General features: G+C 57.5%; 26 protein-coding genes and 1 tRNA gene. 7 read left to right on the top strand and 20 right to left on the bottom strand.

Going from position 1 to position 24684, the window contains the following annotated elements:
* Positions 1–60: 60 nt before the first annotated feature.
* Both B3H65_RS09200 and B3H65_RS09195 read right to left on the bottom strand, forming a co-directional pair.
* Positions 61–525: a PTS sugar transporter subunit IIA gene (locus B3H65_RS09200; protein WP_009141103.1), complete on the bottom strand. Its 465-nt coding sequence runs from the start codon at positions 523–525 to the stop codon at positions 61–63.
* A 29-nt stretch (positions 526–554) separates the two neighbouring features.
* Entirely contained in the window at positions 555–1244 is a 690-nt protein-coding gene (locus tag B3H65_RS09195) for a bifunctional 4-hydroxy-2-oxoglutarate aldolase/2-dehydro-3-deoxy-phosphogluconate aldolase (protein ID WP_286685010.1), read from the bottom strand.
* Between the two features lie 332 nt (positions 1245–1576).
* Here B3H65_RS09195 and B3H65_RS09190 point away from each other — a divergent pair, with 332 nt between their 5' ends.
* Positions 1577–2182 carry a helix-turn-helix domain-containing protein gene (locus B3H65_RS09190; RefSeq protein WP_286685009.1) on the top strand — a complete coding sequence of 202 codons (606 nt, stop codon included), beginning with the start codon at positions 1577–1579 and terminating at the stop codon, positions 2180–2182.
* A 115-nt stretch (positions 2183–2297) separates the two neighbouring features.
* On the opposite strand, the gene glmS is transcribed toward B3H65_RS09190, so the two are convergent.
* Entirely contained in the window at positions 2298–4184 is a 1887-nt protein-coding gene (gene glmS, locus B3H65_RS09185; RefSeq protein WP_286685008.1) for a glutamine--fructose-6-phosphate transaminase (isomerizing), read from the bottom strand.
* Positions 4185–5060: 876 nt separating this feature from the next.
* Between glmS and B3H65_RS09180 the strand changes: the two genes are divergently transcribed.
* Positions 5061–6158: a LacI family DNA-binding transcriptional regulator gene (locus B3H65_RS09180; protein ID WP_286685007.1), complete on the top strand. Its 1098-nt coding sequence runs from the start codon at positions 5061–5063 to the stop codon at positions 6156–6158.
* 93 nt (positions 6159–6251) lie between these two features.
* Here B3H65_RS09180 and B3H65_RS09175 read toward each other — a convergent pair whose 3' ends face one another.
* Positions 6252–6899, bottom strand: coding sequence for an HAD family hydrolase (locus B3H65_RS09175; RefSeq protein WP_286685006.1), 648 nt, complete (start codon positions 6897–6899; stop codon positions 6252–6254).
* Positions 6900–7125: 226 nt separating this feature from the next.
* Here B3H65_RS09175 and B3H65_RS09170 point away from each other — a divergent pair, with 226 nt between their 5' ends.
* Positions 7126–7965 (top strand): ATP-dependent sacrificial sulfur transferase LarE, encoded by an 840-nt coding sequence (locus tag B3H65_RS09170; protein WP_286685005.1) that lies wholly within the window; start codon positions 7126–7128, stop codon positions 7963–7965.
* A gap of 132 nt (positions 7966–8097) precedes the next feature.
* Here the strand turns inward: B3H65_RS09170 and B3H65_RS09165 are convergent, their stop codons facing one another.
* The 3 genes from B3H65_RS09165 to B3H65_RS09155 all read right to left on the bottom strand — a co-directional run bounded on the left by B3H65_RS09165 (position 8098) and on the right by B3H65_RS09155 (position 9487).
* A complete protein-coding gene (locus tag B3H65_RS09165; protein ID WP_286685004.1) occupies positions 8098–8820 on the bottom strand; it encodes an ROK family protein in 723 nt (240 codons plus the stop codon).
* Positions 8723–9058: a hypothetical protein gene (locus tag B3H65_RS09160; protein ID WP_286685003.1), complete on the bottom strand. Its 336-nt coding sequence runs from the start codon at positions 9056–9058 to the stop codon at positions 8723–8725. The genes B3H65_RS09165 and B3H65_RS09160 overlap by 98 nt, the downstream gene beginning before the upstream one ends.
* Positions 9059–9289: 231 nt before the next feature.
* Complete coding sequence (locus tag B3H65_RS09155) at positions 9290–9487, bottom strand: hypothetical protein (protein ID WP_270240035.1); 198 nt, start codon at positions 9485–9487, stop codon at positions 9290–9292.
* 164 nt (positions 9488–9651) lie between these two features.
* Here B3H65_RS09155 and B3H65_RS09150 point away from each other — a divergent pair, with 164 nt between their 5' ends.
* A complete protein-coding gene (locus B3H65_RS09150) occupies positions 9652–10560 on the top strand; it encodes a MerR family transcriptional regulator (RefSeq protein ID WP_286685002.1) in 909 nt (302 codons plus the stop codon).
* 729 nt (positions 10561–11289) lie between these two features.
* On the opposite strand, the gene B3H65_RS09145 is transcribed toward B3H65_RS09150, so the two are convergent.
* The 9 genes from B3H65_RS09145 to B3H65_RS09110 form a co-directional block, all read right to left on the bottom strand.
* A complete protein-coding gene (locus B3H65_RS09145) occupies positions 11290–12522 on the bottom strand; it encodes a tyrosine-type recombinase/integrase (RefSeq protein ID WP_286685001.1) in 1233 nt (410 codons plus the stop codon).
* A 33-nt stretch (positions 12523–12555) separates the two neighbouring features.
* The gene (locus tag B3H65_RS10470) at positions 12556–12804 is read right to left on the bottom strand and encodes a helix-turn-helix domain-containing protein (RefSeq protein WP_349675997.1); all 249 of its coding nucleotides are present in this window, start codon (positions 12802–12804) and stop codon (positions 12556–12558) included.
* A 341-nt stretch (positions 12805–13145) separates the two neighbouring features.
* On the bottom strand, positions 13146–13466 hold the full coding sequence (locus B3H65_RS09140) for a hypothetical protein (protein ID WP_286685000.1): 321 nt from the start codon (positions 13464–13466) through the stop codon (positions 13146–13148).
* Between the two features lie 826 nt (positions 13467–14292).
* Positions 14293–15045, bottom strand: coding sequence for a class I SAM-dependent methyltransferase (locus tag B3H65_RS09135; RefSeq protein ID WP_286684999.1), 753 nt, complete (start codon positions 15043–15045; stop codon positions 14293–14295).
* Between the two features lie 321 nt (positions 15046–15366).
* Positions 15367–15912 (bottom strand): GNAT family N-acetyltransferase, encoded by a 546-nt coding sequence (locus tag B3H65_RS09130; RefSeq protein ID WP_286684998.1) that lies wholly within the window; start codon positions 15910–15912, stop codon positions 15367–15369.
* Positions 15913–16157: 245 nt separating this feature from the next.
* Complete coding sequence (locus tag B3H65_RS09125) at positions 16158–16436, bottom strand: hypothetical protein (protein WP_286684997.1); 279 nt, start codon at positions 16434–16436, stop codon at positions 16158–16160.
* Entirely contained in the window at positions 16433–16771 is a 339-nt protein-coding gene (locus B3H65_RS09120; RefSeq protein ID WP_286684996.1) for a cAMP-binding protein, read from the bottom strand. Before B3H65_RS09120 ends, B3H65_RS09125 begins: the two co-directional genes overlap by 4 nt.
* Positions 16772–16997: 226 nt before the next feature.
* Entirely contained in the window at positions 16998–17708 is a 711-nt protein-coding gene (locus B3H65_RS09115; protein WP_286684995.1) for a hypothetical protein, read from the bottom strand.
* A gap of 2 nt (positions 17709–17710) precedes the next feature.
* Entirely contained in the window at positions 17711–18511 is an 801-nt protein-coding gene (locus tag B3H65_RS09110) for a hypothetical protein (protein WP_286684994.1), read from the bottom strand.
* Positions 18512–18764: 253 nt separating this feature from the next.
* Here B3H65_RS09110 and B3H65_RS09105 point away from each other — a divergent pair, with 253 nt between their 5' ends.
* The gene (locus tag B3H65_RS09105) at positions 18765–19115 is read left to right on the top strand and encodes a helix-turn-helix domain-containing protein (RefSeq protein ID WP_286684993.1); all 351 of its coding nucleotides are present in this window, start codon (positions 18765–18767) and stop codon (positions 19113–19115) included.
* A gap of 211 nt (positions 19116–19326) precedes the next feature.
* On the opposite strand, the gene B3H65_RS09100 is transcribed toward B3H65_RS09105, so the two are convergent.
* Both B3H65_RS09100 and B3H65_RS09095 read right to left on the bottom strand, forming a co-directional pair.
* Entirely contained in the window at positions 19327–21549 is a 2223-nt protein-coding gene (locus tag B3H65_RS09100) for a S8 family peptidase (RefSeq protein WP_286684992.1), read from the bottom strand.
* A 3-nt stretch (positions 21550–21552) separates the two neighbouring features.
* Complete coding sequence (locus B3H65_RS09095; RefSeq protein WP_286684991.1) at positions 21553–22584, bottom strand: AAA family ATPase; 1032 nt, start codon at positions 22582–22584, stop codon at positions 21553–21555.
* A gap of 134 nt (positions 22585–22718) precedes the next feature.
* On the opposite strand from B3H65_RS09095, the gene B3H65_RS10465 reads away from it, so the two are divergent.
* Positions 22719–22946 (top strand): DUF2188 domain-containing protein, encoded by a 228-nt coding sequence (locus B3H65_RS10465; RefSeq protein ID WP_349675996.1) that lies wholly within the window; start codon positions 22719–22721, stop codon positions 22944–22946.
* Between the two features lie 531 nt (positions 22947–23477).
* Here the strand turns inward: B3H65_RS10465 and B3H65_RS09090 are convergent.
* Positions 23478–23554 (bottom strand) — tRNA-Met (locus B3H65_RS09090).
* Between the two features lie 242 nt (positions 23555–23796).
* Between B3H65_RS09090 and B3H65_RS09085 the strand changes: the two genes are divergently transcribed.
* The gene (locus B3H65_RS09085; RefSeq protein WP_286684990.1) at positions 23797–24294 is read left to right on the top strand and encodes a MarR family winged helix-turn-helix transcriptional regulator; all 498 of its coding nucleotides are present in this window, start codon (positions 23797–23799) and stop codon (positions 24292–24294) included.
* A gap of 198 nt (positions 24295–24492) precedes the next feature.
* On the opposite strand, the gene B3H65_RS09080 is transcribed toward B3H65_RS09085, so the two are convergent.
* Positions 24493–24684: a hypothetical protein gene (locus B3H65_RS09080; RefSeq protein WP_286684989.1), complete on the bottom strand. Its 192-nt coding sequence runs from the start codon at positions 24682–24684 to the stop codon at positions 24493–24495.

The following is a 24684-nucleotide window of genomic DNA, read 5'->3' as shown; positions in this document are numbered from 1 at the left end:
AGAGTTTCCTTTCCATCTTTCTCTCAACGCCCCCTTTGGGCGCATGATTCCAAACTCGAATTAGATGAGCTGATCGCGAACCAAATCGAAAATCTCTTCTTCGCTCTCAGCCTTTACAACCTTTTCGATGAGCTCTTGGTTTTGCACAAGCGCAATGACCTTCTGAAGCATTTCCAAGTGAGCGTGCGCCTCGGTAAGGGCAAGCATGGTCACAAGCGATACCTCACACGTCGTCTCAGGATCATCCATGCGATACCACGCCACCGGATGCTCGAGAACACCAATGCAGATCGCCGCCTTATTCACGTTCGCAACATCGCAGTGAGGCATAGCAACGTTGATGCCGCCCATGTCCAAAGCGGTCGGAAATATCTTTTCGCGCTCCAAAATCGCGTTGGTAAACGTGTCCTTGGCATAGCCTTGACGCTCGAGCTCCGCCGCCATGGCACGCTCCACGTCCTCAGTCGTCAGGTCGTCTCCCTTGATACGCAATACCAATGAACTATCGAGACTCAGATCCGCCATTCTTTTCCCTTCTTCAGGCCGCACGCGGCTTACCAACAAACGTTTTCTTCAAGTCGCTTGATAGCGGCTGCAAGATTCTTGCTATTGCATGTCTTGATATCTTCCGGATCAAAAATGCCCGAACCGATACCAGCGTATGTGGCGCCCTTGTCGAAAAAGCTCTGGACGTTGCCCGTTCCGACGCCACCCACAACCATAAGCGGAAGCTTCCCAAGGGGCGCCTGCACAGCTTTGACATAATCGGGACCCAGCTGCCCCGCCGGGAACACCTTAACAATGTCGGCACCCATATCGAACATCATCTTGATCTCGCTGGGACTGAACGCGGCGGGCACCGTAATAACCTCATTCTTCTTAGCAAAGTCAAACATCTCTTTAGTAAACATGACGGGAGACAGCATGAATTCGGCTCCAGCATCAACCGCCTGCTTTGCCAAATCAAGATTGGTAACAGTGCCTGCTCCTACGCGAACCTCTGCTCCAAACTCTTTGCGAGCCGCAGCAATAGATTGCATGGCATGCGGAGAATTGCTTGCCACCTCAATGGAGTTCACCTTTGTCCCAACCAGCTGCTCCACAACGCACAGAACCTGCTCTGTCTCGTATCCCCTCAAAATGACGGTAACTTTTGGAAGTAGCAGCCCGCTCATTGATATCTTCCTTTCGACGCTTATCGTCTGTACGCCGCAGATATTAATACGTATTTTTTTGTTTTCCAACTTAGGACTATTTGCACTGTTTCTACATATTATAAATCGCCTATTTTGTCTCGATTACATAGATAGAGACTTTGCTATTAAACCTGCTATTCCTACAAGTTTTTTCTTATTTACGCAGGTAGTATAGCTATATATATCTGTATCTTCTTTTATTACGTATTTTGAAACAGCTTATTTCACTTAGTTAATCCCTTATTGTTGGGGTAATTTCATTATGTATATTTTTCGCTATCTTTTGTATATTTCTTACACTAATCCACTTATTTCTCCACTATTTCTTCACATGTATGGCTCAAAATGTATGAATCAAATCGTTAGCTTACGGAGGCATCATGGAATACGGTCGGAAACTAGCTGAGTTCAGATTGGACCGAGGTATGACGCAGGAAGAGCTCGCCAGCACGATTGGCGTCTCCCCCGAGGACATATTGAGCTGGGAATCCTGCTCGGACTACCCGAGCAAATTTCATCTCACAGCAGTCGCCACTGCACTGCGGGTTAAAATCTCCTCCATTATCGACAAAGATATCGATGCAATGATGGCGGCGATCCATGTCGCAGAGACACGGGAGACCCTCTGCATGGCAACACTTACCGCTCTCGCACTTGTTTGCACCGCGGGCCTCGTCGCAACCTCGCAGCTCTCTCCCGATAGCGTTCCCGCCGCGGCAAACGTGGTCAAAGCTCTGCTGCTCGCCATTTTCTTGGTACTCGTGGCTTCTAGAAGGAGTAAGACTTCTCTTAGGGCAAAGGCATATCGAGAGGCGCTTGAAGCGGCAGACGGCTCTCATTCGGCCTTTGTGCTAAAGCGTAAGGCAGGGAAAAGCCCTAAGCTGGTTACTTTGCAATTCGTCCTTGGCGTCGTCCTTGCCTTCTTGCTTATCACGCTTCTCGCGATTATCGAGCCCGGGTCTCGTTTACCCTGGGTCATGCTATAAAAGAGGGGAGGTGGCAGATGCAGCCCCTCCCCTTTACGTTTCTCATTATGACAAATCCAAAACCAAGACTTATTGTGCGCGCTGCAGCAGCTGCGCAACCGCTGAGGCGCTCCCCCTACTCCACCGTCACGCTCTTGGCAAGGTTGCGCGGCTGGTCCACATCGCACCCGCGCAGTAAGGCGACCTCGCGCGCCAGCAGCTGCAACGGGACCGTCGCGGTAATGGGGCTAAATGCATCGCGTACGGCGGGCACGTAGATCACGTGGTCGGCGATCGCGCAAATGTCCTTGTCCCCTTCCGTGGCGACCACAATAAGAGACGCGCCGCGAGCCTCGCACTCCTTAAGGTTGGAGACGGTCTTGTCATATGTGGGGCTCTTGGTCGCCACGGCGATCACGGGGAACCCGGGCTCAATCAAAGCGATAGGACCGTGCTTCATCTCGCCGGCGGCGTAGGCCTCTGCATGCAGGTAGCTCACCTCTTTGAGTTTGAGCGCGCCCTCATAGCTAATTGCGGCGCCCATTCCTCGTCCAACAAATAAAGCGGACGAGGCATCCTTGCAAGCCAACGCGGCATCGTGGATCGCCGGCCGCTGCTGGTCCAAAATACGCTGGATCTGCTGCGCGGTATCGCCCAGCTCGCGGAACAGCAGGCGTACCTGCGCCTGGCTCAAACGACCCTTTACCTGGCCCAGCAGCATGGCCAGCAGCGTCAAAGACACCACCTGGCCAATGAAGCTCTTGGTAGACGCAACGGCCACCTCTTTGTTTGCCTTGGTATAGATGACGCCGTCGCTTTCGCGCGCCACGGGGCTGCCCACCACGTTGGTGATACCAAAGACCTTGGCGCCCTTGATGCGCGCGTCGCGAATGGCGGCCAGGGTGTCGGCGGTCTCACCGGACTGACTTACCGCAACCACCAGGGTAGACGTGGTGATAATGGGGTTGCGGTAGCGGAACTCGCTGGCAGCCTCCACCTCGCAAGGAATGCGCGCCCAGCCCTCGATAAGGTTCTTCGCAACAAGGCCCGCGTGGTAGCTGGTGCCGCATGCGATCACGTACACGCGGTCGATTAGGTTGAGCTCCTCAAGCGTCAGGCCCAGCTCGTCAATGGACAGCGCGCCGCCGGTAAGACGGCCCGCCAGCGTATCGCGCACCACGCGCGGCTGCTCGTAAATCTCCTTGAGCATAAAGTCCGGATAGCCGCCCTTCTCTGCGGCATCCGCACTCCAGTCGATGTGCGTCACCGGCGGCTCAACGACCTCGCCCGCGGCGTTGGTGAAGGTTGCACCCTGCGGGGTGAGTCGCGCGAACACGCCGTCCTCCAACACCACCACGTCGCGCGTGGCGTCCATGATCGCGATGGCGTCCGATGCCACGTAGCTGCCCTGCTCGCAGCAACCGATCACAATGGGCGAGTCCTTGCGCGCCACGGCGATCACGCCCGGCTCGTCCTCGCACACAGCCGCCACGCCATAGGCGCCCACCAGGCGCTCGCACGCCCGGCGCAGCGCAGAAACCAAATCATGCGAGCCCGGCTTGCCGCTGCGGCCATAGTAGGCCTCCTCAAGCAGGTGGGCCAAAACCTCGGTATCCGTCTCGCTCTTAAAGACGTGGCCGCGGGCGACAAGTTCCTCGCGCAGCTCTGCAAAGTTCTCGATAATGCCGTTGTGCACAATGGCGATGCGCCCGTCGCAGCTGGTGTGCGGATGCGCGTTCTCCTCTGTAGGACGACCGTGCGTAGCCCAGCGAGTGTGGCCGATGCCGCAGGTAGCGCAGCCGGGAACAGCAACACCCGCTTGGTCGATCTCGCCCGCCGCCTCCAGCGCCTGCCCCAGCATGGCGACCTTTCCAACGCGGCGCACCACCTCAAGGCCAGATCCGTCCGGCCGCTCAAGCGCAACGCCCGCCGAGTCATACCCACGGTACTCCAGCTTAGACAACCCGCTGGTCAAAATGGCAGCTGCGCCGGCAGCTCCGGTATAGCCCACAATTCCACACATAGCGTTCTCTCCAACAATAGAAGGCGCGCCGGCCATCGCCGCCAAGGCCGCCCCGGCACCGCCGCGCCCCTTTGGAGAGTGGCGACCGCGTGCTTCTGGAAGGCTGACCGGGCGAGGGCCCGCGCGCTTTTTCAATGCCGGCGTATTATTGTAAAAAGAAAGCTGCGCGCTTTTATTAACGTCTGGTTACACATATTAAATACCAGTAGTGCGCGGCAGCGGTTTCCGACTCCTTCTGCGCCATCCGCCCCTCTTGCCTCCGTGCACCCTCCCAATACGAAGCCACGTTCAGGTTCTTGCGGGGCAACTGCTAAAAACGCCCTCCAGTTGGAGTTGGCGCTCTGCTAAAAATGAGGTCCAGTTCACGCTGGATGCTGAAAATAAGCTCCAGTTGGACTTGGCGCGGTCAGCCCTCCGGGCGAACAAGGCCCCTACCTCGCGTTTCCCTGCACAGTCCCTTAAGGCCTCCACGCCCAAGTCCAACTGAACCGCGTTTTCAGCATTGCCAAGTCCAACTGAACCCAAAAAGTAGAAGTCGAGCGCAACCGGAGGCCATTTTCAGCAGAAGCCCAAGTCCAACCGGAGGCCAAAAACAGCACCAGCGCCCAACCCGCGCCCAACCCGTTCCCAACCCGTTCCCAATCCCGCGCCCAACCCGCGCCCAACCCGTGCCAGGCCTCACGCCAAGCGCCCAGCGCCGCCCCCATCCATGTAACATGCGCTCCCGCGCACCAGCTCCCCAGGCAAACGTGATAGACTTGCAAGCAAGATTGAAGCGCATCAACTACGCATCAACAACAACTGTCACGCATATTCGCCTCAACCCGCGCGCGAAGGCACATCCAAGCCGGCGCGCGCCTCTGCACAAGGACCGCCATGGCTAAAGTCACTATCCAAGATGTCGCCAACGAGGCAGGCGTCTCGCTGGGAACCGTCTCCAACGCGCTCAACCACCCCGACAAGCTCAAACCCAGCACGCTCGACGCGGTGCGCCAGGCCATGAGCCGCCTGGGATTCATGCCCAACCAAAGCGCGCGCATGCTCGCTGGTGGCCGCAACGCCTCGTTTGGCCTGGTGCTGCCGCGTCTGGACCACGGCTTTAGCCTGCAAATCGCCAACGGCGCCCACAGCGAGGCCCGCCGCCACGGATACGGCCTGCTGATTGCCAACGCGGATAACGACGAGATCTTGGAAAACAACTACCTTCGCTATTTCATGGGCACGCAGATGTCCGGCGTGCTGGTGCAGCCCATGGCAATTGGCGACTGGCGCCCCTACAGCGAGGCCTTCCCCGTGCCAACGGTCTATCTGGACATCCACAGCGACCAGCCCGGCTACTTTGTAGCGGCGGACAACCTGGCGCAAGGGCAGCTCATCGCCGAGCACGCCATCTCATGCGGATCGCAGCGCATCGCGGTCATAGGCACAAGCGAATACATGCAGCTAGCACTTCGCGTCAAGGGCATCAAGCGCGTTGCCGCCGCCAATCATCGGGTTTCCTTTGAGTTTTTGGACGAGGGCGAATGGAACCTTGCGCGCGACGGCTTCATGATCGCCCAGCGCCTGGCCAATCAGCCCGCAGACCGTCGCCCAGACTTTATCCTCGCCCTTACCGACGTGCTGGCAACCGGCGTTATCGCAGGCGTGCAGGACGCGGGCCTTAGCGTTCCCAACGACATTGCGGTAGCTGGCTGCGACGGCAACCCGCTGGCCTGGAGCGGCAGCGTGCCGCTTACCACCTGCGCTCCTCCGGGCTATGAGATCGGCCGCCGCGGCGTGCAATTCCTTATCGACCAAATCGAACGCAGGCGCGCCTTGGCATCCGGCGAGGCGAAGCCAGAAGATTTTGCGGACGAGGATCCGTGCCATCAAACCATGATCCGCCCGTTTTTGCTTGCCCGCCAAAGCACCGTGGCAAAGACCACGCACCAGCAGTCGGCAGAGGCGGCACTCAACCTGGGCACGTACCTGTAGCAACGCGACCGGCTGCTGCCGGCGCTTCAGCCTAAGCTCGATACCGGGTTCGCGGCCATTGCAGACGCTGTCCCGCGCCTGTCCGCGCCGCAGCTAGATCGCCAGGGCGGCGGGCAGCTCTGCCAGGCTGCCCAAAACCCGGCAGCACATGCCAAGAATCTCCTGGCTGGGCTCGATCAGGTCGGGCACCAAATACACGCTCGCGCCCGACGCAAAGCCCGCGCGGACGCCGTTGGGCGAGTCCTCCACCACCGCGCACTCCGCGGGGTCGACCCCTTCAAGCTCCATGGCACGCAAGAAGATGTCTGGCGCGGGCTTGCCGTTTTTAACATCTCCGCCGCAGGTCACGTGGTTAAAGTAGCCAAGAAGCCCCATGCGCTCCAACGTGGGCTCGGCCAAATCCCTAAAGGTCGACGTCGCTACGCCGCAGGGCACGCCCGCCGCGCGCAGGGCCTCAAGGCACTCGATGGCGCCGGGCTTAAGCTCAAGCTGGTCGCCCAGCTCGCCATGGCGAATGTCGCGCGACAAGAAGAACACGCGCTGCGCATCCTGGGCGTTTCCCAGCACATCCGTCAACGCAGCCAGAACATCCGGCCTGGTCTTGCCAATAAAAGAGTAGATGACCTGCTCTGTCACGCCCTCGAACCCAAGACGCTCCGCGGCCATCGCCCACGCCCTGCGGCCCAGGCGCTCGCTATCGACCAGCGTTCCGTCCATATCGAAAATGACCGCTTTCACCACGTGAGAGCACCCCTCTTTACCCCGTTTCGCATTATCCACACGTTATCGCTCATTGTGCCATAATGCGCGCGAGCAATTGGGTAGCATCCAATCCGTTACAGCATTCGCACCGTCGCGCCGCCCGGCCTGCACGCCGCCCGCTCCGCCCGGCCTGCACGCTGCCGCGCCGCCTGATCCGCGCGCCGTACACCGCGATCATCGTCCACCTCATGAATGGGGGCCCACCTTGCAAGATAAACTTGATGCACTCAAAGACTTGCTGCAAAGCATGGGAACCGTCGCCGTCGGGTTCTCCGGCGGAGTCGATAGCACGTTTCTCGCCGCCGCTTGCGCCCGATACATCCCTGCCAGCACACTGCTCATCCACCTTGATACGCCCTTTTTGGGCACGCCGGAGCGCGAGTCTTTCAACGCCGCCGTCGCCCGGCTGGGGCTGCCCGTAACCGTTGTCAAGCTGGACCCCCTCGCAAACCCCCAGGTTGCCGCCAACCCGCAAGACCGCTGCTACCACTGCAAGCTCGCCGGGTTCACAAGCATTGTCCAGACCGCCCGCCAACTAGGCGCCACCACCGTGGTCGAAGGCAGCAACGCCGACGACGCTCAGGATTTTCGTCCCGGCATGCGCGCCATCACCCAGCTGGGCGTGCGCTCGCCCCTGCTAGAAACCGGGTGGCACAAAGACCAGGAGCGCCAGATGCTGCGCGAATGGGGCTACCCCGTATGGAACCTCCCCGCCGGAGCGTGCCTTGCCACGCGCGTCGCCTGCGGGCAGGCACTTACGCCAGAGCTGCTGCGCACCATCCGCCGCTGCGAGGACCTGCTGTCCAGCCTTGGGCTCATCCAGGTTCGCGCCCGCGTCGACGGGGCCTCGCTGCGCATCGACGCCTGCGAGCATGACCTTGACCTGCTCGCTAGCCTTGGCGGCGCACGTAAGGACAATGGCGTCTCGCTTCCCACCCAAGTGCTCGCCCAGCTTGAAGCGGTTGCGTCTTTGGACGATGCCTCGCCCGTAGCCTCGATCGATCCCACGGCGCGCCTCTACCGCAGCGGAGCCATGAACGCGTAGCTAAGCAACGGCCCGCAAGCGCGATGAGCTGCGCCCGCGGGCCGTTTCATATAAAGAGTCGCGACGGAATCGCCACGGATCAATTGTCGTACCCAGCGCCATGCAAAACCCTACGGCGGCGCGGGCGCGCGACTAGATCATCTGCTCCCCCGCGCCTTCGGCGAGCATCTGGAACGCTTGATAGGCAGCGCCCAGAGCGCCGGCATCGTTGCCGAGCGTGGCGCGGCGCAGCACGTACTTGCCACGCGTGCCGGGGAACACGTACTCGTCCAGCTTCTCTGCCAAGGGACCCATCAGCAGCTCCCCCGCATGCGAGAGGCCGCCGCCCACAATGACCTCCTGCGGGTCGACGGTGCTCATGATCGCCGCCAAGCCGCGCGCAAGATAATCAACCGTGATATCGCGCGCTTGGATGGCGATCTCATCGCCCGCAGCCACCTGGTCAAAAACATCCTTGCCCTCGGTATAAACGCGCGTGTCGCCGGCCGCCTCATAGAGATCATTGGCGGTCTTCACAAAACCGGTGGCAGAGCAGTAGCACTCAAGGCAGTTGGTTTTTCCGCAACCGCACTGGCGGGTATCCGCCGCCATAACGGGCATGTGGCCAACCTCGCCCGCGCAGCCGTGCTGGCCGTTGAGAACCTTACCGTCCACGATAACGCCACCGCCCACGCCGGTGCCCAGCGTCACAAAGACAACCGTGCTGGCACGGAACGCGGAGTCGCCGCCCATCCAGGCCTCACCCAGCGCCGCTGCGTTAGCGTCGTTGAGCAGGGTGACGGGCAGGCCCGTGCCCTCCTGCAGCAGGTGGCCCAGGGGCATGTTGTTCCAACCAAGGTTGACGGCGACTTCCACGACGTCGCCATTCACGGGGGCCGGGGACACCCACGCCAATGGCTTCGATGGTCTCGCCGCGCTCGAACAGGGTCGCCATCTTGCTCTTAAGGGACTCGATGATGTCGCCCGGAATGCTCGCGCCGCCATTCTCCGTATTGGTAGGGATGGCCCAACGGTCGATGAAATTGCCAGCTTGGTCAATGATGGAGAACTTGATGGTTGTGCCGCCCAGGTCGACACCAAAAACGCGCTTCATGTTGATTCCTTCCCGAAGTCCACAGCGGAGGACCCGCCGCGGCGTGTGCACACTTGCTTCATTCTATCCTCTGGAATAGGGGTTTATTGCAACGCATTTGCCGCCGGCGGTCTCCAGCCCGCAGACGCAGACTCGCGGGCGAACACGCGGACGGGCACGTGGGCAAGGTCGCAGATGGAACCACGGATGGACTTGTGCATGGAAAGATGGGGGCTGTTGGGCGCGGACCCCCTAGCCCCTGCTCTCCAGGAACCAGATGATCAGCATGAACCCGATCACGATGGCACCTATGATCAGCACCATCGCCATGAGAACGCTGCCGCAACCAAGATCGCTGTTGCTGCCGCCCGCTGCATGCGTATCGCGCTCTTGTTCCTCGTAAAAAAAGTTGTCGAACGTGCGCTTGGAAATATCGTCCCCCAAACCCATAAGACGCCCCCTTGAAGCTTCTCGAACGCGCTTGCCCGCACCAATGTGGCGCGTGCGGATATAACTTACTTATATGGTAGCTATTCGTGCGGACAAACTTTTGCGCAAGCCTTGACCCTTTCGCCGCGTCATAGCGCATACTGCCATAGCAAGGAGGTAACGCCATGATTGGGAGCTTTGAGGTTTACGACGCCGCTCGCCATAACGGCAGCAACGTTGGCGGGGGCGGCGAGCTTCACGGCGGCGGCTACACGCCCGCGCAGCTGGCGCGCATCAGCGGAGTGAGCGTGCGGACGCTCCACCATTACGACCAGATTGGCCTGCTAGTGCCGGCGCGGCGTGAAAACGGCTACCGCGTATATCGCCCAGCAGACGTCGAGCGCCTGCAGCAGATCCTGATCTTCCGAGGCCTTGGCATTGAGCTGGCGAGCATCGCGACGCTGCTGGATGCGGACGACCGCGATCAGGCATCCGCTATGCGCGCACACCTCTCCGCCCTGCACCGCAGGCGCCATGAGTTAGACCAGCTTATCCTCACCGTGGAAAAAACCATTGACCGCTTGGAAGGGCACTGTGACATGAAGAACCAGAACAAGTTGGGCGGGCAGCAGAATGACAGGCAGAAGTTTGAGGCCTTGAAGCGGCAAGCCGTGGACGAGAACGAGCACGTGTACGGCCAGGAGATTCGTGCTAAGTACGGCGACAAAACCGTGAATGCCGCCAATGAGAAGCTGCTCCAGATGGATCAGCAGGAATGGGACAACGTCAATGAACTGGGCGAGGAGATTTTAAAACAGCTCTCTCGCGCGATGGAGCAGGGCGACCCGACCGATGCCGCGGCTCGGCGCCTGGCGCAGATGCACGCGACCTGGCTGCGCGCGTTTTGGCCGGACGGCATCTACTCTGCGCAGGCGCACCGCAACATGGCGGACATGTACATAGCGGACGAGCGCTTTACCGCCTACTATGACGGACCTTGCGGAGAAGGCGCCGCTCGCTTTCTGCGCGATGCGGTGTACGCGGCGACCGACGGGGCCTCCCAACCGCAAGCCCTCCCGAACCGCGAGGCATGATGGCCTTGGCCGGGAGCCTCGTTGCGGCATGGCTCGCACGCCCAACCTGCGCTTTGCCACGCATAGATGACCGCTATTTTCATGAGGCTCCGGCCATTACGCATCGCTCTTTGTAGTTTCATGGCCACATTCCTCTAATAGCAACACCCTTCTTGAGAGTGCCCCATCTGCTGAAAAGATCATTGAAAGGGATATGGCCCCGCGTGTAGCACGAATGCGAAAAAGCTCGGAGACTGTTAGATCTCCGAGCTGCAAGTTCTTGATCGAAGGAGCAGGATTTGAGCCTGCAACCTCCACGTTATGAGTACGGCGAGATGCCATCGCAATCCTCAATGCGACAGCGTCGTTTTCCTGTCGCGACATTGTCGCTTTACAGCATGATTCATCACCCAAGTGACCCAACAAGTCACGCCACGCACCGGAGAAAGCGCCGTCCCGAGCCGGCTCTCGTAAAACGAAATCGGGTAGTTCGAGCGCCCATGGCCTTAACACCCAAAAGGCACCCAATCAATACGCATGAAAAAAGCTCGCCGACCAAGCCGACGAGCTGCAAGTTCTTGGTCGCGGGGGCAGGATTTGAACCTACGACCTTCGGGCAAACCGAACGTTTTGCCGTTCTCCAAGGCCGGAATGGCATTTTACCAGTTCAAATGCCATATTCTGACAGCAAGCGTATCACTGGGTATCACGCAAAAGCACGCTATATCACGCTGATACATACACGGATACCTACACGCTTTCACCGTTGCCTTGCCGTAGCATGCCGACCAGAACCGACACGTTCGTCGTGTCCGTATAGTAGTTGCGGTTGACCTCTGGGCTGTGTCCGAAATACGCTGAGCGGATCACCTCGGGAATGCCCCTCTGCATCCACTCGGTGTTAAGCGTGGCGCGCCACACATGCGTTGACACCTCGCGCAGAAGCGGAATATCCAGCTCGTCCGCCAGCTCTCGGTACAGCTTCTTGATGGCGTGCTCGGCATTGTTCAGATCCCATACGCTTCCAGACGCGGCGGGAGCTGGGAACAGCAGCGCTTCCGCATCGTCGCCCGCCTCCTCCATCCGGCGGCGCATCCGGTCGGCGACTCTTTCATCCGTGACGGGGATGGTGCGCCCGCGATGCGTCTTGGACACCTCCGCCGTCACGGTCACGGATAGCACACCCCCCTCTTCTCCCATGCTGCCACGGGTGAGCAAACGCGCCTCGCTGATGCGAAGACCCGTCGCCGCCTGAAGCAACGTGATCTCGACCACGGAGCGGCGCAGGCTACGCCTGTCCTTCACCGTGTAGCGCCCGCGCTTCGGCGGCTCCACATCGTTCGGGTCGATAGAGAGCAAATAGCCGATCACGCGCTCCCGTTCATCGGGGGCAAGAGCCTGACCGCCTACGGCCTTGCTCGTACCGCGATGCTCTGGCAAACGCGGCTTGAAGCTCCTGAGCGGATTGTGGGCTATCACCTCGTCGCGCACCAGCGGCTCCAAAACATATTTGCTCATGGTCTTGGCACATTGACGCGCCGTGGCTGTTCCGCTGCTCAACGCTATGCTCGCCAACGCCTCTTCGAGAGTGCGCGGCCGAACGGCATCCGCGATGCGAAACCCCTTGAGCGCGTCGGCGACGAGGGAAAGAACCCTCAGATAGCTCTTCTTCGTGCGCGGGCGCAACACGGAGTCGTCGGCGGTCTCGACGCTCGGGATGGCCTCCCGTGTTATGTAGTCGCTCATGGACGACGAGCCTTTCCATGCGCCGCTCTGGCCGCTCAGGGCGATAAGCTCATCTGCTTTGGCGTGCGCCCTGCGGCGCAGCTCGCCCTTGCTGCACTTTCCCCGCGTGGTGCGGCGCACGAGCTGTCCGTTGGGAAGGCGCACAAACCACTGCATGGAGAGGCTTCCGTTCTCCTCCTTGGCGATGCGTGCTCGGTCGATGCTGCTTTCGCCGAGTCCGAGGGCAACGCGCGGCATGATGAACCTCCTTTCTAACGATTTGCACGTTGCCTACCGACGAGCGGATCCGCTCGTATTCGCCCTTTGACCGCTGCCGACCAAACGCGATTCGAGCCACGATTCGATATCTCCCACTCGATACAGAACGGGCGAGCGGCTCTTCCCGAGGCGCACGTATGCAGGGCCTCGCCCCTGCGCCCGCCAGTTAGCGAGCGTGCGGGGGCTGATGCCCAGCATCCGCGCAGCCTCAGCAGAGCCGACCACCGCGCGTTTTTCAAAAGACGCGTTGTTGGAATTCATGAAATGGCCTCCCAGCATAGGGCGCACCGATGGCGACGGTGCGCAACTTGGCTGGGAGGTGCGCCCATCGGATGCGATACGCGCACCCGCGCCCACCAGCATGCGGAACCGCAAGTCCCGCGAGCCGACCTGTAGCGGCCAGTTGACCCCGCCTAGCCCGCGCAGAGGTTTGATGCGTCGGACGCGGCATGAGGAGGCTCTGTTTCCTCGGGCAATCTCTTAAGGTGCCATGGGCGACACCACAAGCATCATGGAATAAAGACAGCGAACATCGCTGTTATGGCCTCAAACGGCCAGACCGCCCTCCAGCAATGCCGGAGGGCGGTCGAAAGTGGCATCCTCTACAGCAGCCTGAAGAGGCTGTTCTTGATAAACGAATCGGGCAACTTTCGAAGCTCGACAACGGTATAGTTCGGATCGCGCTCAAGGGAATGGTAATTCCAAATCGGCGACGGCACCAAAGCATCATGGTCGACCATATAGTCATCGGTGCAGAAACCGAACAAACGCCGGCGCACGTCATAAGGGATGTTGCGATTGAGGACAATCGCTTCGCGACCGGCGGTCTCGTCAACGACCTTGCTCAATTCTGCGATGTGGTCGTTTTCGCAATTGTAAAGAAAGCGCCGCCCTCCATCGGCGGGGTCGCCGACTTCGAACAACTTATATTTCCCAATTCTATCTTTCATAGCTTTACCTTTCTAAACATCTAGCAGGATGGATGCATCCTTCGTTTATTTGCGGTACCGTGCGGCGACATTTCCGCCGCCGAATGAACGTTCGATGTCAGGGTATCTGCGCCTTCTCGTAATGGCAAACTCATGAAACACCAGCTCAGAGGCCTGTCATCTCAAAATCTGTTCATAAATGAAAGGAAGCTCGAGCGTGTTATTTCGTGCCGTCCATAAAGTCTTCACATAGAGTGATTGCACCTATGAGCATCTCGCTCTGATCGATGCCCGTCCGTTCTTTTCCGAGCACGCTGGCATAAGGGCATGGGGGCTGTCGGCTATGCCGACCACAGCGCAAGCTGCGCCAGCCCCCCTTATGCCCTTTTTGCCCCTTGCCCCTCGGAGCGTACAGCGGAGAGGGGCGGGGCGATTCGCCTGATATATGCCGTGAAACGGCGGCGAAGAAAACCCTGTTCGAGGCCTTGGACGCATCGCAGATTGCAGCAAGTTGCGCAAACGCCCTCGAATCGCCTCGCATATGGGCGGTTTTCATATGCTGTTTTTCGCACGAGATCCGCCCCGCATGACGCTGCTGCGAAACCTCCGCGCCAGGTGCAGCGCGCGAAAAAAGGGGTAGAAAAATAAGCGGCTGGGAGTTGTCAAAATGACCGGTTGGAAGAATCGCTTGAGTTCGAGCGGTTTCCAGCCAGCCGTTTAACAAAATCGACGAACTGTATCGTCCAACTATTTATTTAACGTATACCTGCGCAAAGTTTTGCGAACGCCACCGCCGGACTCGCTCGGGCGGCAGACTCCGCTATACGCCACACTCATAGATAAGCATTTCGCACCGGTCGTTGACAGCTATTTCCTTCTCGTAATTCGAATAGACGGACACGCTCTTAAAACCGCATCCCTGAAGATATTCGTCCATCTCCCCATATCGGTACAGGTGCGTCTGAAAGTCCATGGCTTCACTTCGCAGCAACTCCGTTCCGTGATAAAGCTCGTAAATGGACGGAGAAAACTGCGTCTGGCTTGTCTCGTCGTAGTGGTTTTTCGCTTTAAGGACTAAGTCGTATCCCCCTTTTGTTTTCACAGTGACATTTACTTTGTAATCATCGTCCTCTTCGCATCGGTTAAAGACGGTATCAACTGCAAACACAAATTTCCCGCCGGGAGTCAGCAATTCTTTCATCGTCCGCAAAATTCGCTGGCACATTCTCATGTCTGTAAACAGGGAGACAGAGCCAGACGGAATGAAAATGAAATCAAACCGCTCCTGCGCGACATAGCTGACGATGTCCGCCTGCACCACTTTTGCGTCCGGTGCTTTCTGTTTCAATTTCGCAAGCATCTCTCCTGACGAATCCATCCCGCAGATGTCAAAGCCACGTTCCAAAAACGGAACCAGAAACCGTCCGCTGCCACACAGAGGTTCCAGTATTTTCTTCCCCTCTTCTGCATAGGAAAGATAGAAGTCCAATTCATCCTGCGGCGCTTCTTCATGTAGGATTTCGTACATTTCGGTACACAAGCTGCCATAGTAATTTCGTTTTAATTCGCTCATTACATTCCCCCAGAATTGCCGATATGGAAAATGTCCCAAATTCCGTTCCGTCAACCTCCCTAGAATCAAATGCCATATTTGCAGAATCGCCTCGTCTCTTCAATGCTTTCGGAAATGGCTATGGCAAGTGCCTGTCGGGCTTTCCGTCTCGGAGGGCACGAAACGGCGCCTTCAAGTTCCGTTCGACGATTCTCCCGAGAATCAGGCGCCCGGCTTCGAACGTCGGCGTGTTCGCCTCCACTCACCCCTGTTCCGACGCGCAACCGACCCTGACTTCACCCTACTTCCGCCGTCGCCCATGCCATTCTCTGCAAAGTCGTTTTACGAGCCGCTATTCCCACTGATCTTCCTCATGGCGGAACCAGGCGCAAGCCGTCTCGACATGAGGCAGTTCGCCAGAATAACCCCATTCCTGACCGCCGCATTCATGCAGTCGAGGTTATATCCCATCTTCCCGAAGAAAGGGCGGGCCGTAATCGAGGCGAACACGACAATGTCGGCCCCGCCCCGTTCGGCCGCCATGCGCTCCAACTCCAGAAGGATGCGTCGCGCAATGCCCTGACCCTGTCGATCTTTGTGGACGTACAGCATATCCACGCCGTCTTCGCACAAGGTTTCAAAGCCTACAAGAATCCCGCACTCCCTTGCGGCGATGCTCTCTTGCCGGCGGAGCCTCTCGATGATTTTTTGCCGTTGCGTCTCTTCGCACGGCGCCCAAGCGTCAAGCTGCGGCAGCGAGTAGTCGCGCGCATTAACGGCGTGGACTGTTTCATGGAACAGCCGCTCGGCATCCTCTGCATCGTCGGCGGCGAACGGCTCGAACGAAACGTTTCGCACTTCATATTCTTCGTCAAGCGTGTTTTTCATGCGATCGCCTCCCGACCATCCTTTCGAAGCGCCATATTGCGGTTATGTGAAACAATTGGTTGGGAGTTGTTAAACGACTGGTTGGAAGAATCGCTTGAGTTCGAGCGGTTTCCATCCAGTCGTTTAACAAAATCGACGAACGGTATCGTCCAACCATTTATTCAACGTATTCAACCAGTAGTTTTACATACCCGAAAAAAGGAAGGGTGCGGCGATTTCTCGCCGCACCCATAAGGCACGCATGACTAGTGAATACCTGGGGCGGGAACGAGGCTCCACGCCGTTCCGAAATGCCTCACCCCGAGCACGTACAGCCCAAGCTCTTCGTCATAGAACATCGGCTCGTCGGTATGCGCCATGATGAAGCTCGGGTCTTGCACGACGTACCACTGGAACACCTCGTCCCATGGCAGAAGCTCGCCGCTCACAAGCATCAATGGGCGCTTGCCCATCTCGTTGGCGAGAACCATGCCCCCGCAGGTCTCCGCGAGATCGGCGTAGGTTCCAATCCCGAAGTCGCTCACCTTGCACCCCCTTCCGTCGCCTCTATAGCTCGCACGACGCAGGCGCGGATAATTCGAAGCTTCCCAGCCGTGATGCCCTGTGCAAGCATGTCCGAATCAAGCACGACGCGCCCCAGCGCATCCACAAACCGCCATTCCATCAGCTCGTCGATGCTTCGCAGGACTTCCTCAAGCTCTTTTCTGTCTCCGAGCGGATCCATCCGCGCCATGGCGTCTTTTTCTCGCCCCAGCCTCTTCGCCTCCGCGGCGCACGTCCTTGCGGTTCGCTTGAGCACCTGTATCCGCCACTCCATCTCCTCTTCGATGCTGTGCTCGATTTTCTTCTCTTCTCCCATGAACAGCACCTCCCTTCGCGCATTCTCCCGATGCCGAAGGCATCTTCATGACTTTGCGAGAGATGCGGGGGCAGTGGGAATCATGCGCGCCAGAGGCTGCGCTGACGTTCGGGGCAAGGTTGTCCGGCGGGTATCTGCCGTACCGCCTGTGGCGGAGAATTGAAAAAATACGGCTATGCCGTTCCCCGTGAGGGGAACGGCATAGCCGTGGTATGGACGATTGCGATTAGCGGGTTGCACCGCAGCCGCAGTATTCGTAGTCGACATAGGTCTCGTAGTGACCGTGGTCTTCCCGATGGGAACCGACCTGAACCTGTCTCTCCTCGTAGATGGTTTCCATACGGTAGTTGTCTGGGAGACCTGCGAAGATGAGTTCCATAGCGTGGTTTTCAGCGTCGGTGTCACTCGTAGTGGTGTAACCGTCATAGGCGAAGATGTAGCGAGTTCCAACAGCGACCTTCTGGATTTCATAGTCGGGAACCGTCACCATATTGGACACCCACTTCTGTGCGGCGTGCTGTTTCCACGAATGCTGGTGAGCAGGTTTGCTCGGCTTGTCGGAACCGCCAGAGCTTCCAGTGTTGCCGGAAGAGCCAGAGTTGGAACCGCTGTTTCCGGAGTTTCCAGAATTGGAATTTTCTGAGTTTGGGCTGGAGGGACCCTTGCTTCCGGATTTGGAATCGGAAGAGGAGGATTCGCCCTCGGAAGCCTCGGCAGACGGGCCGCCTTCTTTGCCGTCGACAGAAGTGCTTCCCTCTCTTGCATCGGCACCGTCCCCGCCGGAGGCGGCGACGGAGGCATCGGAACCTGCGGCGTCCACCTTTCCGTCCGGGGAAGACCCGCCGACGAAGAAGGCCCCTAGGCACAGGGCGAGGATGATCGCCGCGGCGACCGCTTGTACCCTATGGGAGGCGAGCCATCCTTTCAGCCGCTCCATCCCTAATCGACCTCCACCCCTTCGGTTCCGGGCGTATCGAGAATGAACCCGTGATGCCCCTGCTCGATGATGGTGTACAGGCCTTTGTATCCGAGGAAATGGAAGTCATAGACCGTCCATCCCATGCTCTGCGTCGTGAGCTCGATGGACTCGGTCCCGTATCCGAGGTCCTCGCTCTCGGCGTTGTTGCCCGTGCCGTCGGTCTCCACGCGAAGCGTGAAGGGCTGAGCCTCGGGAGCGGTGTAGCCCGCCTCCAACTCGGCGATTTCGTCCTTCATCCTCTGAATCGCCTCATCGTTCTCGTTGATTTCCGCCTGGAGCTCCTCCCTCTCAGCTTGCATCGCCGCAAGGGCCTCGGGATCGTCCGCGTAGCGCTCCTTCTGCTCCTCCAGCATGTTCAGGCCCTCTTGAGGGTCGGCGTTGTCCCTCGTGCGGTTCGTGATCTCGGCGTTGAGTTCGTCCATCCTGCTATCGCGGGTGGCGTTGAAGACCTCCTCGTCCTGCTGCTTGGCGGTGTCGACGATCTCGTCTTCGGACTTGCCTTTCAGGTCCCCGTAGGTGAGGTCGGTCTTGTACACGGTGACGTTGCCCGCCCCATCGAACACGAACACCTCGGACACCTTCTCGTCCTTCTCGGGCGCGTCCGACGAGCGGAACCACACCCCCTTCGCGTTGAACGCCTGCGAAGCGGAGACGGGCTCCTCCGCCTTTTTCACATCCTCCCCACCGGAGCAGCCGGCGAGTGACACCGCGAGGACCGCAGCGGCGAGCGCCCCCGCGACAACCGTCATCTTCCTTTTCATGTCTGCATTCCTCCTTGTCATGATCCTTCGACAGCCCGGCGCAACCTCCGTCCGCGGAAGGCGGGTCTGCGGGCACTCGCATGAAGCACCGCCCCTCCATACTTCTCGGTCTTTCGTCGCGCCCAGCCCAATCCTCGTTCGGCGTATCTTCGATGCGCTTAACAAGAATTGAACTACAAAGGCATACTTTAGCCTACACAGGCTATTATACTTGAGATGATTCGCCCATACGATTCAAGGAAACTTGATTTTGATGGGCGGTGACGATATGAGGTATTTCGAGATAGGCCAACGTATACGGCGGTATCGCAAGGCGTGCGGGCTGTCGCAGGAAGCGCTGGCGGGAAGGGTCGGCATCTCCGTCACGCACATGAGCCACATCGAGACCGGAAACACCAAGTTGAGCCTGCCAGTGCTGGCGAAGATAGCAGACGAGCTTTCGGTCGGCACGGACGCTCTTCTGTCCGATGCCCCGAAACCAGATAAGGCGGCGCTCTCGGCGGAGGTGCAGGAGGTTCTGGACTCGTTTGAGGCCGACGAGCTTCCCGTGGCCATCGAGGTGCTTCGGGCGCTTAGAGACGCGCTGGCAAAGCAACGTGGTTAGAAGCATACTTCGGTACCCACAATAATGTGAAATCGTTTTTCGGTTTTATGCCATACTACGCCTCGCCGTCAGCAACGAAAACGTAGTCCGTTTCCCCGGTTTTCCCAATCGCCATCGTGTTCGAGCGAGAACGACGGACTGCGCTCTGACGTCCTCGCTCGCGCGCAAAATGGCATCGATAAACTAATGCTGCCCTGGTTAAGCGTTGCCGTTATTCCCATTCAATCTCTTGATTGCCCTCATTGTAAATCTCAATCTGGTTTTCAACCGAAACCTCTTCGACAATCCAAGTGCGGAGGGAGCAGCGCTGGATAAATTCCTCGATACGATTCACGCCGTCCAATGCGTGAAGTGTTACAACGACCGCAAAGCGGATTCCTTTCCCATAGCGAGTGCCAAGACGCTCTTTGGTTTTGATGCTCAGGCCCCATAGACCACTCTCATAGCACTTTACCGCACGACTGCCAGGTGTTATCGCCTCCGAAACGCATTTGACGTTATCCCACTTCCGATAGTGGTCGCGCGCCTCCCTCTCGTTGATAAAAGAGCCAGGCATATCTTGGCGATTTCGGTTGATAGATTTGATGTGCTCATCATTGATGCGTCCAAATGAAATTGAAAGTTCCGTTGACGTATAGTCGACACCCTGATTGCGTTCGCAATGCGGAAAATAACAAAGTGTCGCTCTCGCCTTATACGGATGTGTGCCCTTATCTATGGGAACCGGAATGTTGTGGGTGTATGTCTCATACGCCATAGATTTCCCCGTGATGATGAACTTGATCTCATCTTCGCCCGTCTCCAAAATATCCTCAATGCGCTTCGGCACGACCCCGTAGCCCATCACTGTCGAATCAGATTCAGAGCCCCATCCGCATGCAGCATCAATCACAAGAGCCTTAGCCGCCTCACGGCTGAAACCAGCAATATGGATAAGATACGCCAACTTCCTCGCCACCCAGGGAGCGGCAAACGAAGTGCCCTTCGTCAGATGAAAGGCCCTTCGTTCCCAACACGTTTGTAACGGCTGATCAGAGTCTCCACCGTAATAGCTGACGTCAGGCTTTCCAAAAAAAGAGAGAACCGGACCACTGCGGGCGTAGGAACAAGGGGATCCGTCGAATCGAACCGCATTGACCACAAGCGAGTTGATGGAGTCGGCAGGAGCCCCTATCCTCTTTTCCCCGGAGCATCTTGGATCGTTTGTGCCCGCGATCACAAACAGAACGTCATATTCCGATTGAATCCTGTCTAGAGCCGACGCCTCGGGCGATACAAAGTTCTCAGGCACCTCCAATATGGATCCTAGCGAGAGATTCCAAACCTTCACTTCAGGATGACGAATTACAGCCTGCTCGATGTCTCGAATGATGGAGAACGAGCTAAACCGCCCGCTCGCTGCCACACCCACATGGCGAACGCGAAAACGTCCACATCCATCATCTAGCATCGGATTAAGAGACGGCCCGTCCACAATAATCGACGACACACAGGTCCCATGCCGGTAGTCTTGTGGGCGCAATACCTCGGAGGGGAGCGTCGTCTCCGCACTTACCCAATCCGAAAAATATACATCCTCATTGAAAGGAGTATCGATAACGCCAATCCAAGGCTCGTTGGAGGGGAGGGGCATCTCCATTCTTCCAAAGCCCCGCTCATCCCCTGACTCCACCGGAATTTCATTCATATCCTTGAGTGCCATCGCGATGAGCTGAGGGGCCTGACTGTAGAGCGTCCTGTACTGCTCTGGCGTGAGCAAAAACGTTGAATCATCGTATGTGGTGAGGTTCAACTCCGAAATGCCGATCGAGCGCAAAAATTCCCTGTTGCTTGGCAGCGCGCCCTTGAACAGCGTAACGAGAGACATGTCCTCAACAGCATCCGGCGCATCGTTGAGCATGAATCGCTCAACATTGCAGACGTCCAGTGAGAGTTTGACAAACGCAGTCCGGGCCAAGGGAAGTCCCTCGAAACTCGGCTTTTTTTCGCTAATCTCTTTTAATCGATCGTTAGTGAGCTCGCCTCCACATATCCCATCAAGGCAATTTGCGAGCGAAGCCAGCTCGCTAATCGACTTGCGAATAGCATTAAGGCTTATGCAGTGCGTAATGACGTGTTGAGTCTTACCCTCAGGGCTACGGTAAAAACGCGCACCCACAATGGATTCGTTTGACGAGGCCATCCCCGGCTCGCTCAACAAACGGAGAATCCTTCCGCTCTTGGGGACAACGCGCTGGTAGCGCACCGCCACAAGTGGTTTATGCTGTGCATGCGATTGCTCCCAGTAGGCCGCAACATCGGCGAGCGTATCATGCAAAAACATGACGCGATCAGAGGTGATTCGTGCGCTTGCAGGCAGCGAAGGTATTACCGTCGTATTGTCATTTCCCCTATGCTTAAGTTCTCCATGGAGCCGTAGTGTGCTATTGCCCATGCCCTATCCATTCAACGCACGCGAAACCGAACTTTTCGAAACGCCTGTGAGCTTCTCTATCTCACGTACCGTGAACCCCTGACTCTTCAACACCTCGGGGGTTGCGGAAGCCTCCTCCACCAATTGGAGGTAAAGGCGACGCAGGTAATCGTATTTGCTCCCCGGTTCTGAAAAAGCAACGCTCGTCTTGATGATATTCAGAAGATCCGCCGGATATGGTAGTGTTTCTGGCAGCGAAAGAATCTTCTTGAAAGTACGCACGTCTCTCGCTGAACTGCCGTATTTCGAAAGCATCACATCAAGGATGAACCCGGCAACCTCTTCGAGGTCCGAACGCGCGTAGCGCCCAAAGTCTATACACGCATCGAAGCGACGCAACAGGGCCTTATCAAACGAGTTGTACAGGTTGGTCGTCGCGAAAACCGCGATAGAGTCATCAAGTCGATCAAGCTCTCGAAGCAATATCGATGTCGCACGCCCCATCTCGCGCACATCATTATTACTTGCACGGTCAAGCGCCAGAGCATCGATTTCATCAAATAGTACGAGGACTCGCTCCGGTCGCGCGAACCTGGAAATCTCTTTGAACAAAGACGTGATATTCTTGCTCGTCTGGCCAAGCTTGCTATCGATGACAACATCGAAATCCACCATAAACAAATCGCGATTGAGAATGCGGGCAACCTGTTTTACTGCTTCCGTCTTCCCCGTGCCAGGCGGTCCATAAAAGAGGAACTTACTGACACCGACAGACGAACGGAGGGCGTTGATGATTCCGCTAACGTCATCAGCAATCGGATCCGGAAGAGGCAGCGCCGACGTGGCGCTCGGCACTGCGGTCAGAAAACCCGGCTGACCATCGAACTGAGGAGCCAGCGTATTTGCATTTGATAGCAACGCCATAATGTACTCGGCGAGGCGTTGGTCGCCCGATTCTGCAAAGTCACGTGCGATGAGTATGGACTCATCGCGGAAACCCTTTTCATTGCCTTCGGCATGGCATCTGATGAGTTCAACAACGTCTCGTTTTTTCATACCGACCTCCCATCTTATTTACGATAAAAGTATACCATGGGACAAGTGATTGCAATTTGGGACAATATGTATATGATTAAGCTAAATCGAATAGATTGGAAGCGACCCGCCCCGCAACAAAAGATTGGAGAAGCATGGTGTCCAAGAACCAGCATGTTACCCCGCGGCCAGATGGAAATTGGCAGGTTAAGGCAGAGAAAGCTTTGCGAGCGACTGCGGTGACCAAAACGCAAGGGGAGGCAATTCGTATAGCGCGCGATATAGCACGTAATCAAAAATCCGAGATTTTCAATCATCGACCAGATGGCAGAATTCGAGCTCGTGACTCCTATGGCAACGACCCCTATCCCCCACGTGGATAGCACCGCCGCCCCCCGAGACGGCTTCGCGCCACAATATCCATATTGATAGACGTATATCAATACATCTGGTGGGGAGTGTTATACCGACGCACGCCCACCGTATGCCGGACAAGAGCGATGAAATTGCCGCTAGAATCTCCATAACGAACTCACAGAGAAATACACTACTGTCTCGATCCGGATTGTCTTGCCTGGCTTACTCCGTTAATGTGCAATGGAATAAAGACCCCTATTTCCGCGCACCTCCTAGCCATCTGCATCATGAGGGCTTCCCCTCGCAATTAGGCAACTTCCTTCCTCAAGTTATTACGACAGCACGCGCGTTGCGGATATCGTCTCGGCTTCCCAACCGCCCCAGCGATGTCCCCAACAAAACAAAGAGATGATTTCAGTGAAGACCCGAAACTAGCTGCTTACCGGCAAGAAATAGTTTGCGCTGATACCTACACGGATACCTACACGGTCGCCCGTCTTGGACGGCAGATAAAAGAAAACGCCTGAACCGTTTTACCAGTTCAGGCGTAAAGTTCTTGGTCGCGGGGGCAGGATTTGAACCTACGACCTTCGGGTTATGAGCCCGGCGAGCTACCAGACTGCTCCACCCCGCAATGTCTGGACGCACCGTGTGCGCAAGAAAGTATATTACGCAGGCTTCTCGTCCAAAGCAAGAGAAATCTTGCGAGAGTTAAAACCCGTGAGTGGTCTTTACATTTCCTTCATATATCCCTTAATTTGCTTAAATGTGTCAGGTTTTATCCTGTTTTCAAACCATATCGCTTCGAGCCACGCTATTATCGATAATGTTGCTAGAAAATAGCAACATTCGTAACCATCCATCTGGAGGCCGACCTTGTCCCAGCAAACGCCAGAGAGCACTCAACAAACAAGTCGCCAAGAGCTGCTCCTTAAGCTCGCGGAGCTCCAGCGAGCCATACAGAAGTGGCACAACGCGCTGCGCCGCCAGACCGGCAACATCGCAGCCAACCCCATCACGGGCCAGGGCCGCGTGCTCTCCGTGCTCGCAGAGGCCGGCGACATGCCGCAGCGCACCATGAGCTCGCGCCTGGGCATCACGCCGCAATCGCTTGGCGAGATGCTGGTCAAGCTCGAGCGTGCCGGATACATTACGCGCGAAGCCACGGGCGCCGGCGCTCACACGCTTTCCGTTTCCATAACGGATGCGGGACGCGAGCGCGTTGACAGACACGGCGACATTGATTGCTTTGATGATTTTTCGGACGAGGAGATCCAGCAGTTCGCCGATTTTGTCGATCGCGCCATCGAGGACCTTAACCGGAAAGGCGAGGAGCTCAAGGCGGCAAACGACGCCGCCGGCAACGCCAAGTAGCGGCTGCGACTGGCGGCAGTCGCGCTGAGGGGCGAAAAGCTTTAGTCAAACGCTCTTGCGCCCGGAAACCCTCCACTCAGCAGTTCATCGTCCAGATACGCTCATCGTCCACGCACTTAATATAAAAGCGCCGGCCGCGCTCCCCCACGGGGATCTGCGCGACCGGCGCTTTGCTTGTTGTTAACCGCTGCTTGAGTGCTAGCGCTGACTGTCTTTGCGTTCCTCGAGCGCCTGTTTGAGGGCTTCGATGTCTTCGCTGGTTCGCTTGGATTTACGCCACAGCGCCAGAACAAAGATGAACAAAACCAGCCAAATGCCAATGTAGGCGGCCAGCACGTAGGGGGCGGCGGGCAGTACGGTCGAGTAGACCTCGGACAAGATGGAATCCAT

Source organism: Collinsella sp. UBA1693 (assembly GCF_002320115.1).
GTDB classification, from domain to species: domain Bacteria; phylum Actinomycetota; class Coriobacteriia; order Coriobacteriales; family Coriobacteriaceae; genus Collinsella; species Collinsella tanakaei.
The sequence above is the reverse complement of the archived record's forward strand: the minus strand, read 5'-3'. Positions and strand labels throughout refer to the sequence as shown.